Below are 19841 nucleotides of genomic sequence, written 5' to 3'. Positions count from 1 at the left end.
CCCGGACCGGGGACGGCGTTACCGCTGGGAAACACCTCTCTCCCCGAAGGTGGCGAGGATGTGCGAGGTGATGACGGTCATGGCGTGGTTGACCTGATCTGCCGAGATCGTGTTGTCGTTCTCGAATGCCAACTCGAAGGTGTGGGCCCGGATGTCCCCCTTCTCATAGAGATCGGTGACATGGGTCCACGCCAACTTCAACGGGGAGACGGCCGCCATCTCCCCGCGGATCTCGCCCGCGGTGAGCCCCACCGGCAGGTGGAAGGCGACATCGCGTCGCAGGAGAGGGTGCTCGGGCATGTCCTCGACCGGTTCGGCGGCGGTGGCGCCGGAAGAGGTGATCAGGGCCGTCCAGTCCAGCTCGAAGTACAGGACCCGGTCCGTGCGGAGCTTCCAGTTGGCGACCACCCGCGGATGGACCTCACCGCACAGGCCGACCACGCGATCCTCTACGAGGAGGTGGGTGAAGCGGGTGGGGTGCATCAGCTCCGCCATGGGCGACGCCTCCTCGACGGACCGTCGGAAGGCGATCCCCGAGCCGCATTCGTGGGCCGACTCCTCCAGCACACCCTTGAGGTACCAGAAGTCGAAGCCCCGGCCACCGTCCTGCCACGCGCCGTGCCTCTCCTCACCCCAAACCATTCCCCACAGGACGGGGCGTTCGCGGTGGTCGTCGGTGCCGAGCGGCTCGAAGAGGTGGGTGAACTCGAAGTACTTGCCGCAGGTCACACTGCGTCGCTGGTTCTCGTCGGCGATGTCGAGAGCCTGTAGCAGGGCATTGTTCTTCAGCAGGGAGAAGTTGCGGTCGATGGCGTTGCGCAGTTCCACGTGGCGGGTCAGCGGCGAATCGGCCGGAACGGCCAACCGCTCGTGCGCCGTGCGACTGTAGAAGCCGTCCGTGACCACCTCGAAGAAGCCGTAGCCGACGAGCACCCGCTCCAGGGCGGTACGGGTGCGTTGCCGAGACGTCGACGCGGCTCCTCCCCCAGTCGTCGGGAGCAGGGCGGGGAAGCTGTCGAAGCCCCACATCCGCCCGATCTCCTCGTACAGACATTCGGGATTGAAGACGTCCCACAGGCGGTGGCCGGGAACCCCGACCCCCAACACCCGGTCCCCGGCACCGTTCCCGCCGTCCTCCCGCAGCACGGAGAAGCCCAGGCAGGACAGCCGGCGCTCGACCGCTGCGGGGTCGAAGGAGGTCCCGTAGTACGTATCGAGGGCATCGAGGTTCAAGGGGATCCGACGGGGCGCGAGACGGGAATCCGCTCGGCACGAGGCCTCGCCCCAGGAGCGGGGGGAGTCCGGGGCGAGCGCGCCCCACTCCTCGAGCAGCGCCACCGCCCGGGCGGCTCCTGCCCGCACCAGGGTGGGGTCGCCACCCCGCTCGAAGCGGGTGGCGGCGGCGGTCTGCCGGTGCAGCGCGCGGGCGGCCTTCCGGACGGAGGCCGGGTCGTACAGCGCCGACTCGATGAGGAGGTGGCGCGTGGACGCGGTGACGGCCGTACGGCGGGTACCCATGACCCCGGCGACCGCCACGATGCCCTCCTCGTCGGCGACGACCGTCAGGCCTGCCGGAATCGGGGTCGGCGTCGGGCTGTCGAGCAGATGGGCCGTCTCGCCCTCCATGGCCGGGCGCACCCGCAGAGAGCCGACCAGTTGATCGGCATCGTGGACATGGACCGGCTGGCCGAGTTCGCGGCCGACGACATTCCCGACGTCCACGGGGAGAAACCCGGTGTACTCGTCGTTCAGCCGGAGGGCGTCCTCCCACTCCTCCGGCAGGCGGGCGCCGGCTCCCCGGGCCAGGGTGCAGCGGGCCACGCCGAACGCCAGGCACGCGGGGGTGTCGACGACCACCTTGGTGTCCTCGTCGGTGGTCAGTGGCGCCGTCGCCGGCAGGGGGGTGGGCACCTCGAACCGGCCGCCGAGTTCCCGGGCGATGCCCGTGTAACAGTGGTGGTCGCCCCGGTTGGCGAGGAGTTCCAAGGTGACGACCTCCCCCAGCGAGGTCTCCTGAAGACGTTTCACCTCGAGTCCGAGGTCCTCCAGCACCTCGCACACGGAGCGCGTGGAGGTGGGGAGCTCCGGGCGGTGGCGGCGCAGCAGGGAAAGATTCACACGCACAGCGCGGGCCTCCTGTTCAGGGCACGCAGCAGACGGAGATCGCCGCGGTAGATGGGGCGGAGCCTGGAAAGGCCGTACATCTGGGTGGTCATGCGTGACAACCCCCAGCCGAAGGCGAAACCGGAAATCTCATCCGGGTCGTACCCGAACTCCATCAGCACATTGCGGTGCACCATTCCCGCCCCCATGATGGTGACCCAGCCGGAATCATGGCAGGCGAGGCATCCGTCACCTCCGCACAGTCCGCATTCCACGTCGATTCCCACGGAGGGTTCGGTGTAGGGATACGATTTCGGCTTCAGGCGTACACGGCGTTCGCCGTAGAGCTCCCGGGCCAGGTGAACGGCGACCCCTTTGAGGTGGGCGAAAGTCAGCCCCCGGTCCAGCCAGAACCCGTCCAATTGGTGGAACATCGCCAGATGGGTGGCGTCCACCGCCTCGTTCCGGTACACGCGCCCCGCCACCACCACCTTGACGGGTTTTCCCGCGGCCCCGGCGAGAACGCGGGCCTGCACACTGGTGGTGTGGGTGCGCAGCAGACGTTCCCCATCGACCCAGAAGGTGTCCTGCATATCCCGGGCGGGGTGATCCCGCGGGATGTTCAGGGCGTCGAAATTGAAGTAGTCGGTCTCCACCTCGGGGCCCTCGGCCTGCTCGAAGCCGAGGCGGCTCAGGATCTCCAGGCACCGCAACTCGACCATGCGCACCGGGTGCAGGGCACCGCGTTGGGGGGCGGTGGAGGGCAGCGACGGGTCGATCCAGTCCTCGGCGATCCGCCGGGCGGTCGCCTCGGCGGCGATGCGTTCGGTGGCTTCCGCCAGGACATGCGTGATCTCCTCCGCGACGCGGTTCACGTTGCGCGCGAACTCGATGCGCCGCTCGCCCTCGTACTGTTTGATGGAGGCCCGGGCGCGGCGCACCAGGCCTTTTCCTCCCAACCATTTCACCCGATATTTTTCCAGCTCTTCGGCATCGGTCAGTTCGGCGATGGCTTCCACCGCACCTTCCGCCATATTCTCCAATTCGGAGAATTTCATTTCTCTGCCCCACTCCTCGCGATGGCCGAATCGGTCTCTCATTCGCGTACGGCCAGGCACTATAGCGCAGAGGGGTGGTCGGCTCCGTGGCCGACCAAAGGCCGGACACGACTCACCCGTTGAACCCAAACGACCGTAAGGCCGCGCGTATACCGGTGGGACCGCCACTCCCGGGCGACGGTCCCACCGATGGATTCAGTCCTCCCCGGAACCCAGGCTGACCTCCTGCAGCGCCAAGAGCAACTCGTCGTCATCGACGTCGGCCGCCTTCGGTTCCTCCCCTTCTTCGGTCAGGAGGTCGCGCAACACCGTCTCGCACCGATCCAGCCACTGTCCCACCTCTTCGACGGTATGAACGGTCGGTGAGAACTTCACCGACAGTTCCGGCTCGCCATCGGTGATCGCGGCCGCGATCTCGATCAGGTACCGGCGCTCCGCCTCGGGGCTCTGTTCGGCGCCGAGTGACCCCGGGAGGGCGGCGAACAGTTGGTCGGGGCCGTGTCCTCCGCCGTCGAAGACACCGAGGTAGTTGAAGCCCACCCGGCGTTCCGGCAGGTGACGCAGCGGATGGTTCGGCGGACACGTCCTCCCGTACCGCAACAGACCCCATTCCTGGTCCCGGCCCCGCAACCCGGTGAGCGCCCGCCGCACCCGGGGAATCGCCCGCCCCGGGGAGGGGAGACCGCTCAGGTCGAGACGGACGGGGGCGATGGCGGTGAACCAGCCCACCGTGCGCGACAGGTCCGCCGGCGAGCGGGTGTCCAGCCGGCCGTGCCCCTCGACATCGAGGGCCAGGGTCTCGATCCCCGCCCACCGGGTGAGGCTCCAGGCGACCGCGGTGAGGAGAAGTTCGTACACACTGTTCTCCCCCGGACGGTCGAACAGGTGCGCCTGGAGTTTCCGCGTGAGGATCTCGGTGTCGCCTTCCAGCAGCGGTTCCTTCGTTTCCCCCGGCAGGGCTCCCCAGCCGCCCGCCAGTAGCTCCGCCCAATGGTCGGCCGCCGCCCCGCCGTCCGGGTGGAGCGACCGACGTTCCATCCGGTGCGCCCACTTCAGGAAACCCATGGTGGTGGGTGGCAGTTCCGCCTCCACCCCATGCGCCCGTGCCTCCAGAAGCAGTCGGAGCTCCTCTTCGATGATCCGCCACGAAACCCCGTCGACGGCCGCGTGGTGGATCACCAGGAGCAGCATGGAGGGGGAGGCGTCGGCGGGACGCGCGAGCACCGCCCGGCACATGGGCCCCTCCTCCGCGCTGACCCCGTGATGCAGGGCGGGCTCGATCCCGTCGAGTTCCGTGACCGCTTCCCGACCCGTCGCCACCTCACGCGTCTCGAAACGCAGGCTGTCCGCGACGGACTCCCCGGCCACCAACTGCCAGCCCTCCGGAGCCTCGATCAGCCTCATGCGCAGAGCGTCGTGGCGCTCGACCAGCGCGATCAGCGCCGCTTCCACCGCGTCGGGCGTCAGTCCGCCGTCGACGCGGTAGCGCATGCTCATCGTGAGGTGATCACGCACTTCCCGCCGGTCGGCCGTCTCGAGCCACCAGGCGAAGATCGGCGGCACCGCGCTCCGGATGACGGGCTCCCCGTCATCCTCCCGCGGGACCGCATCGGCCAGTTCGTCCCGGCCGGCGAGGTGGGCGAGCAGGGCCGCGGCGGTCTTGTGCTCGAACAGGTCCAGAGGGCTGAACCGGAAACCGTGCTCGTCCGCGCGGGCCACCACCTGGATGGCCCGGATGGAGTCCCCACCCGCCGCGAAGAAGTTGTCCTCCGCACCGACCCCGGGCGTGCCCAGCACGTCGCGGAAGACACCCAGCAGCGCCTCGGTGTGTCCCGCCGTGACGCCCGCCGTCGATCCGGTGCCGGAGGGGGTGGTGTGCGTACGGCACACACGGGCGCGGTCCACGCCCAGCATCGACGCGACCCGCGTCGTGTCGTCCACACCCTCGGCCTCCACGTCGTAACCGACCGAGTCGAACGGCAACAACCCGACCACCGCGTCGCCCGACACGCTCAAGCCGATCAGCAGCCGGTCCTCGGCGGACTCCAGGGCCGTGTGCAACGAAGCCAGCCCCCGGGCAGGTGTCAGGCTTTCGAAACCGCGTCGCCGTGCCAGTTCCACGACGGTGGAAGGGGTGCCGGAGGCCATCCCCACCTGCTTCCACATGCTCCAGTCCAGGCAGATCCGGGTGCGTCCGCTCCGCCGGGCGGTCCACAGGCCGTGCGCGGACTGGTAGGAGCACGCTCCGGCGTACTCGGCGAAACCCGCTCCGCCGAAGAAGCCGTTGACGGAACCGAAGAGCACCACGGGCGCGTCCCGCTCGGCCAGTGCCTCCTCCAGGGCGTGGGTCACCCGCATACGGACTTGCGCACGGGCGAACAGACGCTCCTCGACTGCCGTGTCGGAGGTGGTGATCGCCTCCAACTGCTCGGTCACCGATCCCTCGCCGACCAGGTTGAACACCCCGTCCAAAGCGCCCCAGTCGTGTTCGACGGCGTCGATCGTCGTGCGCAGGGCGCCCGCGTCGCCGGCGTCCAGTCGGACGTACCGGACCTCGCTCCCGGCGCCTGTTTGGTCGGAAAGATGGGCCAGCACCTCACCGCGGGCGGTCCCGGGCTCGGCCGGGCCGCGTCCGGCCACCAGCACCCGGGCGCCGAAAAGCCGCACCAGATGTTGGGTCAGGTGGGCACCGATCCCGCCCAGGCCGCCAATGACCAGGTACGTGCCGTGTTCGCGCAGTATCCGGCGCGGCACGTGCGGAATGATGGCACCGTCGAGCGGTCGCAACCCCCGCACCCACCGAACGCCCTCCCGATGGGCGACCTGACCCCCGCCCCGTAGGGCGCACTCGGTGAGCAGTGCCGTCCCCGGGGCGCCGTCGACGAGAACGATGTCCAGCCGGGGGTGTGACTGGGCCAGACTCTCGGCGACTCCCGGCAACGCGGCGTGGGCCACGCTCGGCTCATCGCCGTCGACGGCCACGGCGGCCCGGGTGGCCAGCACCACGGCGGGTGCCCCGGGCATCCGGGCCGCAGCCCGGAACAACGTCCCCCAGGTGGTGCGGGCCTCGCGCAGGGCGTGTGCCGCCGTGTCGACCCCGTCATCGGCGGGCGGGGTGTTCCAGCGGGCATCGACCACCGCCTCCAGGCCACCGAGACGCCGGGCCGCCGCGTCCAGCAGCGCTCGCAGTTCCTCCTCGCGGTCAGCCCGGAAGCGGGCCCCGCCCTCCGCGTCGAAGCCCTCGAACGGGGCCCCGGGCGAAGCCGACAGGGGCACGCCGGAGGGGGGCCGGTCACCGAGCCACAGAACGCGGTGTGCGGGAGGCACCTCGGGTGCCTCGGCTCGCCGCCATTCGGGGACGAAGTGCCAGGCGGGCATTCCCGTGCGGTTGCCCAGCGCGCTGTCGCGGCGCAGGGTGATCCGGTCGGCGAACTCCCCCTCCCCGAAGCCCCGGGCGAGCACCGGGCGGCGAATCTTGCCGATGGCGGTGCGTGGCCAGTCGTCCGGGCCGATCTCCACGAGAGCCACCGGACGCAGGCTGTGCTCGGAGACCAGAGCCGTCTCGATGGCGGTGGCGTCGGCCGCGCCCGTGACGGTCGAGCTGTAGAAGACGACCAGATCGTCGGTGACGGCGTCGGGGCGACGGACCGAGACGGCCGCGCAGCAACCCTGTCGTACACCCGGCACGGCCTCGACCGTGTTCTCCAACGCCCGTGCGGCGTAGTTGAGACCGTTGATGATGAGGACGTCCTTCTCGCGGCCGGTGACCACGAGACTGCCGTTCACCATGAACCCGCAGTCACCCATGCGAAGCCAGCCGTCGGGGGCGAAGGTCTCGGCGTCGGCCCCGGGGTTGCGGTAGTAGCCCTTCATGACCTGCGGACCGCTGACCTCGATGCGGCCGCTCATGCCCTCGGGGCACACCCGGCCCTCGGAGTCCACCACCCGCAGTGAGATGCCGGCCATGGGGGTACCGACCTCGGCGAACGGACTGCCCTCGCCGGGCAGGGCCCGCTGCACCGGCCTGTCCGGCGTGGTGTCGCTCAGCCAGTGCACGTAGTCCTGCCGGCCGGCCACCAAATTGTGCGCGCCGATGATGGCGGAGCTGGTCTCCGTCATGCCGAACACGGGTTTGATGACATCGGCGACCAGTCCGTGGGGGGCGAGCAGGGCGAGGAACCGCTGGTTGCCCTCGTGGGTGACCGGTTCACCTCCGTTCTCCCACACCTTGACCCGACCGAGGTCCCACTCCCCCTCGGCGATCCTCTCGGCCTGCTCGTTGATGAGGTTGAACCCGAAGTTGGCCATCCAGCTGATGGTCACCCGGTACCGGTCGAGCAGATCGAGGATCCGGGTGGGGTCGGCCAACACCCAGCCCGTGTCCGCGTGTACCTGCTCCTGGGCCAGACACAGGTCGCGCATGTGGTGCTGGACCAAGCCGCCCACGTGGTCGACGCCCAACCAGTTGAAGGACACCTCGTCGTTCAGGTCGAACTCGTGTCGGATCGATTCCGCCAACGACACCAGGTTGTCGTGGGACAGCGCGACACCCTTGGGCGCGCCCGTGCTGCCGGAGGTGAGGATCATGAGGGCGGGAGAGCGGGGTGCGACCTCCTCGGCGGGGAGCGGCTCGTGGGAACGCGCCTCCTCGAAGGTCGTCGACTCGGCGGTCAGTCCGCGCCGGGTCATGACCTCCCTCATGACCTCCCGCTGCGCCTCCGTGGTCAGGACTGTGCGCCCGGTCAACATGGTGTCCGGACCGAGCAGGTGCCACAGCGGGTTGCCCGCGGCGTCGTAGGGGGTGCCCGGGGTCAGGGGAACGGGCAGGACACCGATCAGGATGCACGCCCATACGCCAGCGAAAATGTCACCCGCCGCCGCCGAGTGGATGATCACCTCGTCCCCGTGTCCGAGGCCCCGGGAGCGCAGATGGGCGGCCACCCGGGAGGCGTCGGTGAGCAGTTCGGCGTAGGTCAGCCGGCGCTCGCGACCCTCGCCGTCGATGAGCGGGATACCCCGGTCGGTCGCCGCGGCCCTCCGCAGCCGGTCCACGAGGTTGTCGATCACCGGGGTGAGAGGGGGGCCACTCGCTTCGGCCGGTCGGGTCGCCGGATACCGCCCACCGCCCGCCGCGAACCCGTCGGGCAACGCGAGCTCGGCCCCCCGCGTCGGCACGGGCACGGTGCGCAGCCGCACCGGTCCGCCGTCGCCTCCGGTCAGCGCCCGCTCGGTCGATTCCAGCAACAGGTCGTCCGGGGGCGCCTCGGCAGCCAACCGGGCCGTGTCCACCCGACCCTCCGCGTCACGCGGCAGCGTCGGGACCCGGCACCCGCTCAACGGGGCCACCCACGGGGGCAGGGCCTCGGAGAGCCGGGCCAGGGTCTCCCGGTCGGGGGCGTCGCCCACGGTGCACAGCACCGCACGGGCCCGGTCGGTGTCGGCGTCGCGGGTCACGAGCGCGGCACCCGGAAGACCGGCCTCGGCGAGCACGCGGGTGACGGCGGTCGGGGACAGCCGTCGTCCGGCGATCCGGAGCGCGTCCAGTTCGCGCAGGTCGAACTCGATCGTGTGGTCGTTGCGCCGACGGGCCCGGTGGTCGGTGAGCCACACCCGCTCCCCCGGCTCCGCCCGCATCGCTCCGAGCACCTCGGCCACCGTGTCCCCGATGACGGGGACACGTCCGGCCAGGGCGAGCAGGCCGTGGGCGTTGGTCGGCAGCGGACGGCCCGCCGCGTTGCACACCCGGTGCCGACCGGGCACCTCACCGCGCAGGGTCCGGGCACCATCCGGCATCCGCACGCGGGTGACCGCCAGCACGAAATGATCGCCGAATCCGTGCAGGAGGGAGCAACCCGCCGGGAGAACTCCGCCGGTACCCGCTCCCCAGGTCACCCGGGTGGTGAACGCGCTCTCCGCCGCGAGGGCGGGGTCCGCGACGAGCCGGGTCGTCGGGCACGCCAGGAGGGCCTCCCCGTCCGGTGTCACCGGTCCCCCGGTGCGCAGCGACAGCCGTTCCACCCCGGTCACCCAGGCCTCCAGCACCAGCGGGAGCCACGCGTCGACGCGCCAGTCGGCCAGCACCACAACCGTTCCGGGGGTGTCCACGGGCAGTCGAAGGCGACCCAGGGTCTCCCGGGGGTGCGCGACGCACCCGACCAGATCCTCCGAGACCAGCAGGGCGGCGTCCACCTCGGTCCGCTCGCCGTTCACCGACCGTGCCGTGTCCCGGGCGACGTCCAGCACGAGCCGCGGGGGTCCGTCCCCGGCACCCGCTCCCACCCCCGGCACCGCCCCGGAGAGCCATACCGCGAGGCAGCCGAGCACCGTCTCCAGGGGGTCGGCGGCAACGACGCGGACCGGTTCCCCGCACTGGGCCGCCTGTTCCCCGAGGGACTCACCGAGTCGTTCGATCCGGTCGGCCAGGGCGACACCGCTGTGCGTATCGGTCGCGTCGGCGTGACCGCGGGCCCGCAGCGCCGCGAGCACCTCTCCGGCGAGTGCGGCGCCATCGGTGGCGTGTTCGAAGGGATGGGACGGCACGGGGGGCACACTCCTCGGATCGCGGACCGGGGTCACAGCTGCGACGGGATGATGGAGGGGGCGGTGGTCGGTCCGGCGGAAAGTCCGTGCGTCCGCTTGCGCTCGGCGGCGCTTTCCAGCCACGCGGCGAAGAAGGTCCGGTTGTTGGCACGCCATCGGTTCACCGGGCGTTCGGGGTCGTAGTTGAGCGGAACGGGCGGTGACTGTCCCTTCCGCAACGCGCTGTGGTACTCCTCGGCCAGACGCTCGGTGGGGTAGTCCTGGTGCCCCTGCAGCATCAGGTGGGCGCCGTCGGCGGAGACCACCGTGGTGTGGCCGGACTCCTCGGACCAGTCGAGCGGCACCAACACGCCGTCGGCGACGGCCTTCGCGAAAGCCGTGGGCTCCATCTGCGCGTACCGGCTCTGGGGCAGCCAGTAGCGATCGTCGAGGCCGCGCATCAGCGGGTGTTCCGGGGCGATGTTGGTCATCTCGATGACGCCGGAGATCTTGGCCGGGAAGTGCTGCTTCTCGATCCCGTAGAAGACCTTCCCCACCACCTGGGCCCCCCAGCAGACGCCGGCTATGGAGCCCACCCTGCCGTCCGCGTCCCGGAGGGTCTCGACGATCTCCTCCCAGTACGTCGCCGCGGTGAGGTCCGGGTTGAGGTCCATCGCCGCGCCGGTGAGCAACAGGGCGTCGCAGCCATCGAGATCGGTTTCGTCGTAGTGACGGTGGGTGGCCGCCAGGATCTCGTGGTTGCTGCTGCGGTAGGGGTGGTTGCGGACCCTGATCCACCGCACGTCCGTACCGGGCGGGAGGACCTGCGCCATGTAGTCGAGGTAGATCTCCGCCTGCGGCATCAGGTTGATGACCGCGAGACGGTAACCGTTCCGGGGCGTCGGGTCGCTGGTGGTCGGGGCGTTCGGTGTGGCGTTCACTGGGGCACCTCGGTGTGCGTCTCCGGCATCGGGACGGGGGAAAGGACTGTGAGCAGGTGGTCGGCGACCTTGTCCGGGTGTGCCCGGACGAAGTAGTGGTCGCCCGGGAGCACGACCAGTTCGTGCCGGGAGGCGAACAGACCCCAGCTGCGCCAGTCCTCGGCGTAGCCCTCGGTCAAGGGGTCATCGTCACCGATCAGACAGGTCAAAGGGGTGCGCAGCGTTTGACCCGACCCCTCGGCGACGCGCTCCAGGGCTTGGCGGAAGTAGCGCCTCGCCTCGGTGCCGTCGTGCCGCAGCAACCGGCCGATCACCTCCGCCTCCTCGTCGCTCAGGTCGTTGAAGCCGCCCAGCTCGGCGAAGGAACGTGCCAGCTCGCGATTGGTCCGTTGGGTGAACGGGTCGTCCAGGAGACCGTCACTCGCCGAGGGGGGGTACGACGCGGCCACGAAGAGGTGTCGTACGTCGAGCCCTTCTTCCTCCATCAATCGGGTGATCTCGGTGGCCAGCGCCACGCCCCCGCAGTGTCCGTACACCAGCAGCGGACGGTCCTTCATGCCACGGGCGGCCTCCGCCACGGCCCGGGCGATCACCTCGACCGGCTGCGGCGCCTCGCTCGTGTCGTCGTGTTCGTGGCCGGGGAGCCGCACCGCGTACACCGTGAGCCGGTCCGCCAGTGCCTCGGCCAGCGGCTGGTAGACCCCCGCGTGGCCACCTCCGTACGGCACACAGATCACGGCGGGCGCCGTCGGCGCCGGCTCGGCGCCGCCGAGCCGTACCAGGACGTCGGTGTTCCGACCGCCCTGACCGAGGTGCTCGGCCAGGGCGCGCACGCTGCGGTACTGGTAGAGCGCGGTGATCGGGATGGTGTGGCCGGGCACGCGACAGGCCCGCAGCGCCTTCAGGGAGTTGCCCCCCATCTCGAAGAAGCTCGTCTCCACGTCCACGGCAGAGGGGTCGATGCCCAGGACACCGGCCCAGTGCTCGGCGAGCGCCTTTTCCATCCCGGTTCGCGGTTCCGCGCGCACCGCGGCGGCGGTGAAGCGGGGAACCGGCAGACGCCGTCGATCGACCTTGCCGTTGGCCGTCAACGGCAGCGCCTCGAGTCGGACGAACGCCTCGGGGACGAGGTGGTCGGGAACCCGACGGCGGAGCCATGCCCGCAGTTCGGCGTGGAGGATGTCCTCCCCCTCCCCCTCCCCCTCCCCCACCGGCACGACGTAGGCGACCAGGCGGCGATCCCCGGCGTCGTCGGGCGGCGCGGCCACCAGACAGGTGTCCACCCCGGGGTGCTCGCGCAGCACGGCCTCGGTTTCCCCCGGTTCGATCCGGACTCCGCGGATCTTCACCTGGAAGTCGATGCGGCCGAGCAGTTCGATCGTCCCGTCCGGACCGAATCGGGCCAGATCGCCGGTACGGTAGAGCCGGTCCCCGGGCCGGTCGGGCCACGGATGGGGAACGAACTTCTCCGCCGTCAACTCCGGCCGGTCCAGGTACCCCGCCGCCAGGCCGACCCCTCCCAGGCAGAGCTCCCCGGGGACGCCGACGGGCGCCGGCTCCATCCGCTCGTCGACGATGTAGGCGGTCTGGTTCGCCATCGGCCTGCCATAGGGGATGCTCCGCCATGCCGGATCGACCGCGCCGATGGGGTACGTGACGGAATCCACCGACAGTTCGGTCGCGCCGCCCGCGCTGACCACCTGCACGGCCGGGAAGGAGGCGCGTACCCGGTCGGGCTGGGACAGCGGGATCCAGTCGCCGTCGAGGACGGCGAGACGCAGGATCCCGGGACGGTGGCCGCGCTCCTCGGCGACGTCCAGCAGCGCGTCCATCAGGGCGGGGGCCGAGTGCCAGAGGGTGATGCCCTCCCGGTCGATCAGGTCCAGCCAGTGATCCGGATCCTTGGCCCGGGGGGCGTCCGGGAACACGAGCACGCCCCCCGCGTTGAGGCTGCAGAACAGGTCGCACACGGAGATGTCGAAGCTGAGCGAGGACACGCACAGGGTGCGGTCCCCCGGGCTCATGTCGAAGCGGCGGCAGTAGTCCTCGACGTTGTTGATCCGCCCGCGGTGGTCGAGCATCACCCCCTTGGGCCGGCCCGAGGAGCCGGAGGTGTAGATGACGTAGGCGAAATCGTCCGGCGACACCTTCAGGTCGAGCGGCGTGGAGGGTTGCCGGGAGATGGCGTCCCCGTCACCGTCCAGGGAGAGCGACGGGAGGCCGGGGGGAACGTCCAACTCGATCCCGCCGCCGGTCAACAGCACTCGCAGACCGGCGTCCTCCACCATGTACGCGATCCGCTCGGCGGGGTAGGCGGGGTCCAGAGGGACGTAGGCCGCGCCCGCCTTCATGACACCGAGGATGCCGACGACGGTGGCCGTGGACTTCTCGGTGCACAGGCCCACCCTGTCCCCGGGGCGGATACCGAGGTCCACCAGATGCCGGGCGAGCTGGTTGGCCCGGGCGTCCAATTCGGCGTAGGTGAGTCGACCGTCCCCGGCGACGACCGCCGGCGCGTCCGGTCGCAGCGCGGCCTGCCGCTCCGCCAACCCGTGGAGGGTTCGATCCAGGTCGAAGTCGGCACCGGTGTCGTTCCACCGCCGCAGCACACGATCGGCGTGCTCGCCCGCCACCGTCCCGATCTCCCACAGGAACCGGTCGGGTTCGCTGCCGAGGCGTTCCACCAGCGTCCGCAACTGGTCCAGCATCGTGCGGGCGGTGTCGTCGTCAAGGCGGTGACGGTAGTGGGTGAGCACGAGCATGATCTCGTCACCGGGGAAGGCACGGACGGCGACGGGATAGTTGGTCGGGCCGCTCCATCCGTAGTCGGTCAGCCGGATGCCGCCCCGGTCGGCGGTGTGGCCGTCGTCCAAGGGGTAGTTCTGGAAGCTGAGCAGCGTCTCGAACAGCGGCTTGCCGCGTTCCACCTCGGACAGTTCCTGGACCCGGGCGAGACCGGTGAACTGGTGGGCCTGGAGCCGGAACAGGTCCCGCTGGATCTCCTCCAGCCATTCGCCGACCCGCTTCCTCGGGTCGATGCGCACCCGCAGCGGAACGGCGTTGATGAACAGACCGACCATCTGCTCCACGCCCCGCAGTTCCGGCGGGCGTCCCGCCGTGGTGGAACCGAACAGCACCTCGTTCTCGCCGCTGTAGGAGCCCAGCAGCCGGGCCCACGCCGCGTGGGCGAGCGTGCCGAGGGAGACGCCCAGCCGGGCACATTGGTCCCGCACGGTGGCGCTCGTCTCCCGGTCGAGGGTCACCGACAGGGTGACCTCGGTACCGCTGCCGCCCTCGTGCACGCCCTGGCCGCGATCGACGGCCAGCCGGGTCGGCGCGTCGAACCCGCGCAGGTAGTCCCGCCAGAACGTCTCGTCGGTCTCGGTATCGCGCTCGCCCAGGTGGCGGATGAAGTCGCCGAACGGTCGGACGGGCTCGAGTGTCGGTGGCCGCCCCGTCCCGACCATCGACGCGTAGCACTCCAGGACCTCGTGCAGGACCAGGCCGAAGCTCCACCCGTCCAGCAGGATGTGGTGGTGGCTCCACACGAAGTAGTGGGTCTCGTCATCGGTCCGGCGGGCCGTCAGCCGCATCAGCGGTGCTTTCGCCATGTCGAATCCGCGCCGGCGGTCCTCGAGGAGCAGTCGCTGCCAGTCGGTGTCGGGATCAGACCGGTCACGCCAGTCCGCCCAGTCCACGGGGACCCGGACGTTCCGGCCCACGACCTGCAGCGGCTCTTTCAACCGCTGCCAGGCGAACGCGGTCCGCAGGACGGGGTGCCGGGCCACGGACCGGTTCCACGCCTCCTCGAAGGCCGACCGGTCCAACCGTCCCTTGATGCGGCAGTGGATCTGTTCGAAGTAGGTGGGTTCCCCGGGCCGGCTCAGGGTGTGAAAGAGCAGGCCCTGTTGAAGGGGGGAGAGCGGATAGACCGCCTCGACGTTCTTCGCCATGTGTCCTGATGTCCCTAGAGAGTCTCGGTGGCCGTGGCATACGGCAGCGGGAAGTCCCGGCACAGGTCGCGAATGGCGGCGACGACCTGCGCGCGCACATCGTCGGGCACCTGTGCGTCACCCTCCGGGAGAGTCCGTACGTGGGTGAGCACGGTGTCGATGAGTTCGACGCAGCGTTCCATCTGCTCGGGGCCCATGTGCCGCAGGGCGACGGTGTTGCTGCCCAGGCGTACCCCGCTGGCCACGGTCGCGCCGCGTGTGTCACCGGGGATCTTGTTCTTGTTGACGAGGATGTGGCAGGACTCGAGGGCACGTTCGGCGACCACGCCGTTGAGGTGCGGTGGCACGCGGAACAACACGATGTGGTTGTCGGTGCCACCACCGATCACGTCGTATCCCCGTCGCGCCAGGGACGCGGCCAGGGCGTCGGCGTTGTCGCGGATGCGTTGGGCCAGTTCCCCGAACCCGGGTTGCAGCAACCGGTCCATGGCACGGGCCTTGGCCGCGATGGTGTGAACCTCGGGGGAGCCCTGCATCATGGGGAACACCGCGCTCCGTATGCGCTGCGACAGGGTGCGGGAGTCGTCGTCACCGAGCCGGTCGGCGTCCCGTCCCATCATGATCAGGCCACCCCGCGGGCCGTACAGTTGTTTGAACGTGCACGTGGTGGTGAAGTGGGCGGCGTCGATGGGGCTCGGGTGCAGACCGGCGGCGATCAGCCCGGCGATGTGGGTGACGTCGGCGAGGACGTACGCCCCGACCTCGTCCGCGACGGCCCGGATGCGTTCGAAGTCGATGACCCGGGTGTAGGAGGTCGTGCCGCAGACGATCAGGCGGGGGCGGTGTTCCAGGGCCAGCGCGCGCAGTTCCCCGTAGTCGATCAGGCCCTTCTCGTCGAGCCCGTACGCGTGCACGTCGAACAGCCTGCCGCTGAGATTCACGGGTGAACCATGGGTCAGGTGACCGCCCTGGTCCAGGGCCATTCCGAGAATCGTGTCGCCGGGCTTCAACACCGCCTGCATAACGGTGTGGTTGGCGAAGCTCGCGCAGTGCGGCTGGACGTTGACGTACCGGGCCCCGAAGACCTTCTTCGCCCTGGCGATCGCCAACTCCTCGGCCCGATCCACGTAGTGGCACCCCGCGTGGTAGCGCCTGCCCGGGTAGCCCTCGGCCGTGACGTTGACGATGCTCGAACCGACGACCGCCATCACCGAGGCGTCGGTGCCGCCGCTCGACGCGACCAGGGACAGCGTCTCCCCCTGTCTCAGGTGCTCCTGTTCCAGCAGGTCGAACAGTTCCGGGTCCTCACGTCGGAGCGTCGCGATGCCCTGTTCCAGGTTGCGTCCGATATGACTCTCGTGCATGCCTGTCTCCTCGGATCCCGTCACCATGCGTCGTTGTCGAGCAGGGTGTGAACGGATGCGTGCGGGTGGGTCAGACCGGCTTCGGTCAGGGCCAGCCAGTCCTGCCGAAAGCCCTTGATCGTCGCCTCTTCGAACAGTGCGGTGCGGTAGGCGAGGATTCCGGACAGACCGCCGTCGGCCTCCCACAGGACCGCCGACACGTCGAACCAGGCAACCGTGCCCTCCGCGTCCAGGGGACGCAGCGCCGTGTCACCGAGCCGCGGTCCCGCGCCGTCGCCCGTTTCCCCGCCGGCTTGCAGCGAGAGCACCGTCTGCACGAGAGGCGGTCGGGCCGCGTCACGTGCCACGCCCGATTCCTCGACCATGAGGTCGAAGGGGTGCCGTTGGTGGGTGAAGGCTCCCGCCAGGGTGTCGCGCACCCGTGCGAACAGTTCGGCGAAGGTGGGGTCCCCCCCGGCGTTGATCCGCACCGGCAGGGTGTTGACGAAACACCCGAGAAGGGACTCCGTCTCCGCCCGGTGACGACCGGCCACGGGCACCCCCACCAGGAAGTCCTCGGACTGCGTGAGCCGGGCGAGCCATGCCGCGTACCCCGTCATCAGCCAGGTGAAGAGGGTGCCCCCCCGCGCCCGGGCCTCCTCCCGCATCCGGGACACCGTGTCCGCCTCGAGACGCACGGGCAACCAGGCCCCCGCGTCATCCTGTTGCGTGCCGTGCGGGAAATCGGTGGGCAGGTCCAGTTCGGTGGGCGCGCCGGCCAGCGCGCCCCGCCAGTGGCGCGCGGCCTCGGCCCGCGCGGGCGTCTCGTCCAGGCCGTGCTCCCAGGCGGCCCAGTCGGCGAACTGCAGTTCCCCGCCCCGCCGGGGCGGGGAACTGCCGCGCAGCAGGGTGTCGTAGTCCCGGGCGAGCTCCTTCACCAGCAGATTCATCGACCACTCGTCGCAGATCGCGTGGTGCAGGACCAATTGCAGCCGGTGGTGCGCGGGATCGGCGGGGTCGACCAGGAGCAGGGCTCGTGCCGCGCCGGGCTCGGCGAGGTCGAACGGACGACCCGCGTGATCCCGCAGAAACTCCTCGGCCTCCTGTTCGGTCATCTCCCGTTCGATCACGTCGAGGTTCCACGCACCGCTCGCCGTCACCCGCTGGAGCAACTCGCCGTCCTCCAGCACCAGCCGGGTCCGCAGGATGTCGTGTCGGGCCACCAGGCCGTCCAGGGCCCGCCGAAGCACATCCGCGTCCACCGGGCCGTCCGGGTGGAACACGGTGGCCACGTTGTACGCACCGGAGGTCGGAGCCAACTGTTGGAGCAGCCACATGCGGCGCTGGGAGTGCGTGACGGGCGCGTGGTCGCGCTCCGGGTCGTGGACCGGCCCCCGCGCCGCCGGGATCTCCTCCTCCGCCCGCCCCGGGACGGAGTGCTCGAGCAGATACGCGGCCAGGTCCCGCAGGATCGGATGCTCGTACACCACGTCGAACGGCAGGTCGAAGCCGAATTTCCGTTCCACCGCGTTGCCGAGCTGCACCTGCATCAGGGAGTCGCCGCCGAGGTCGAAGAAGTCGTCGTCACGGCTGACGGTCTCGCTCCCCAGGAGGGCGCACCAGACCGCCGCCAGCTTTCGCTCGGCCTCGGTGCCGTCGTCCTCGCTCAGATGGGAGGACTCCGCCGGTGCCTCCCCCGCCGGTGCTCCTCCTCGCGCCCCGACCGTTTCGCGGGGCCCGGGCTCCGCCCAACAGCGGATCGGTTCGAACAGGGAGGTCGGCATCGGGGCCCGTCGTCCGTACCCGCCCGAGAAACGCACGCAGCGTTCCCAGTCCACCTCCACACCCGCCTCGTAGGCCGCCCCCAGGATGTCGAGCAGGAGATCACGCGGGTCCCGCCCCGGCACGTGCGCGGCATCGATCAGCACCCCCCGGTGGCGCGGTGCCAGTTCCCCGGCCAACTCGGCCAGTCGTCCGGGCCAGGGCGTGATGAACACCGGGTCGCCCTCGGCGGCGATGGTCGCGAACACGGTCTCGGTGCGGTGCGCGTCGGGGTCCCCCGCCGTCCCCGGCGGGGTGAGGCCACGAGCCGCGGTCACCGGGTCGGTCTCACCGCGCAGCACGTCGACGAGCGGGTTGCCGCTGCCGTGTCCGATGACGACGCGGTCGGAGAGCCCGGCCTCGAACAACGCCCGCACGATGGTGTGACGGTCGATCAGCGACTCCGCGGCCTCCCGGTCCCGGGCGGGCAGGCCGTCGAGCACCACCCGCTGTTCGTCGCGCCACTCGGCCAGGGACGGGAAGGCCCCGGTCCAGGCACCCACCGTCCCGGGATCGATCCCCCCCTCGTCGGGCAGCAGCATGATCAGCACCGTGGCATCCGGCACCCGGGCGATCTCCGTGTCACCCGCCGCCAACTCTTCCAATCGGGTGGCGGCCTCCTCCGCGGTCGCCGCGCACACCGTGGCCCGCCGGCGCTCGTGGTCGCGTCCCGTGGCCTGGACGAACGCGAGATCCGCCATCACCGCCGGCTCGGGGTGGGCCCGCAGGTGCGCGGCCAATCGGGCCGCGTGGCGTCGCAGGGCGCCCTCGCTGCGGGCCGACAGGGGGATGAGCACCCGCCGCGGGACACCGATGGGGGTCTCCCGCCGCCCCGGTGGAGCCTGCTCCAGCACCAGGTGCACATTGGTACCGGTCAGCCCGAAGGCACTCACCCCGGCGCGGCGCGGCCCGGAGGTCTCCCACGGCTCGGTGCGAGTGGACAGGCGCAGCGCGGAACGGTCGGTTTCCAGCAGGGGGTTGGGCTCGGTGAAGTGGGCGGAGGCGTAGCGCCGGCCGTGTTCGAGAGTCTTCACGGTTTTGAGCAGGCCCGCGGCACCGGCTGCCGAGTCGAGGTGGCCGATGTTCGACTTGACGGAGCCGAGCACGCAGAAGCCCGTCCGCTCGGTGCGTCGGCGGAAGGCCGCGGACAGGGCCTCGAATTCGATGGGATCGCCGAGCCGGGTGCCGGTGCCGTGTGCCTCGATCAGGCCCAGGGAGTTGGGGTGCACACCCGCCGTGCGCCATGCCTCCAGGAGCATTTCCTCCTGCGCCTCCGCGCTGGGCGCGGCGAACCCGTTGCTGCGCCCCCCGTCGTGGTTGACGGCCCCGCCGAGGACCACCGCACGGATCGGGTCGCCGTCCCGCTCGGCAAGGTCCAACGGCTTCAGCAGGAAGACCACCCCTCCCTCCCCCAGCCCGGTGCCGTCGGCGGCGGCGTCGAAGCTCCGGGAACGGCCACCGGGCGACACGATGCTCTCCCCGCCCGGGTCGGCGACCCCGGGCGGGTTGCTCAGCAGGCGCACACCACCGGTCACAGCCCAGTCGGCCTCGCCCGTGGAGAGCTTTCGGCATGCCTCGTGCACCGCGGCGAGCGAAGAGGAGCACGCGGTGTCGATCGTCAGCGCGGGACCGCGCAGATCCAGCAGGTGCGCCACCCGGCCCGCCTGCGCGGACGGCAGCGACCCGGTCACCAGGGGGGCCGCGTCCGGACCGGGCAACTCCGCGTACGTATCGCGGCCGGCTCCCACCACCACCGTCGTACGGCTTCCCCGAAACGTCGACAGCGGGTAGCCGGCGTCCCACATCGCCCGGCACGTCAACTCCAGCAGGAGCCGTTGTTGGGGGTCCATCTGCCGGGCCTCGCGCAGCGACAGCCCGAAGAAGGTGTGGTCGAAGGTGTCGATGCGGTCCAGGAGGGCGGCTTCCGCCAAAGCGGCGTCCGGGCCGAGCCCGGCATCGCGCCTCCGGTCGTCCGGCACGGGACCCACCAGATCGGCGCGGTGCTCCAGCAGTTCGGCGAACCGCTCCGGATCGTCACCGCTGCCCGGAAGCAGTGCGGCGATACCCACGATGGCGACGGGACGGAAGGGGACACGATCCATG

Annotated in this window: 7 protein-coding genes; all 7 read right to left on the bottom strand. The window is 70.6% G+C overall.

Annotated elements, in window-relative coordinates:
* Positions 1 to 18: 18 nt before the first annotated feature.
* The 7 genes from LZF96_RS21425 to LZF96_RS21395 all read right to left on the bottom strand — a co-directional run bounded on the left by LZF96_RS21425 (position 19) and on the right by LZF96_RS21395 (position 19840).
* Positions 19 to 2124: a phenylalanine--tRNA ligase beta subunit-related protein gene (locus LZF96_RS21425; RefSeq protein WP_233875510.1), complete on the bottom strand. Its 2106-nt coding sequence runs from the start codon at positions 2122 to 2124 to the stop codon at positions 19 to 21.
* Positions 2115 to 3161, bottom strand: a complete 1047-nt coding sequence (pheS, locus tag LZF96_RS21420; protein WP_233875508.1) for a phenylalanine--tRNA ligase subunit alpha — start codon at positions 3159 to 3161, stop codon at positions 2115 to 2117. Before pheS ends, LZF96_RS21425 begins: the two co-directional genes overlap by 10 nt.
* A gap of 195 nt (positions 3162 to 3356) precedes the next feature.
* Positions 3357 to 9701: an SDR family NAD(P)-dependent oxidoreductase gene (locus tag LZF96_RS21415; RefSeq protein WP_233875506.1), complete on the bottom strand. Its 6345-nt coding sequence runs from the start codon at positions 9699 to 9701 to the stop codon at positions 3357 to 3359.
* A gap of 32 nt (positions 9702 to 9733) precedes the next feature.
* Entirely contained in the window at positions 9734 to 10621 is an 888-nt protein-coding gene (locus tag LZF96_RS21410; protein ID WP_233875503.1) for a homoserine O-succinyltransferase, read from the bottom strand.
* Positions 10618 to 14574: a non-ribosomal peptide synthetase gene (locus tag LZF96_RS21405; protein ID WP_233875501.1), complete on the bottom strand. Its 3957-nt coding sequence runs from the start codon at positions 14572 to 14574 to the stop codon at positions 10618 to 10620. Before LZF96_RS21405 ends, LZF96_RS21410 begins: the two co-directional genes overlap by 4 nt.
* Before the next feature lie 14 nt (positions 14575 to 14588).
* A complete protein-coding gene (glyA, locus tag LZF96_RS21400) occupies positions 14589 to 15938 on the bottom strand; it encodes a serine hydroxymethyltransferase (protein WP_233875498.1) in 1350 nt (449 codons plus the stop codon).
* 20 nt (positions 15939 to 15958) lie between these two features.
* Positions 15959 to 19840: a condensation domain-containing protein gene (locus tag LZF96_RS21395; protein WP_233875496.1), complete on the bottom strand. Its 3882-nt coding sequence runs from the start codon at positions 19838 to 19840 to the stop codon at positions 15959 to 15961.
* Position 19841 lies beyond the last annotated feature (1 nt).

The organism is Streptomyces sp. ST2-7A, from assembly GCF_021390475.1.
Classification (GTDB): Bacteria; Actinomycetota; Actinomycetes; order Streptomycetales; family Streptomycetaceae; genus Streptomyces.
The sequence above is the reverse complement of the archived record's forward strand: the minus strand, read 5'-3'. Positions and strand labels throughout refer to the sequence as shown.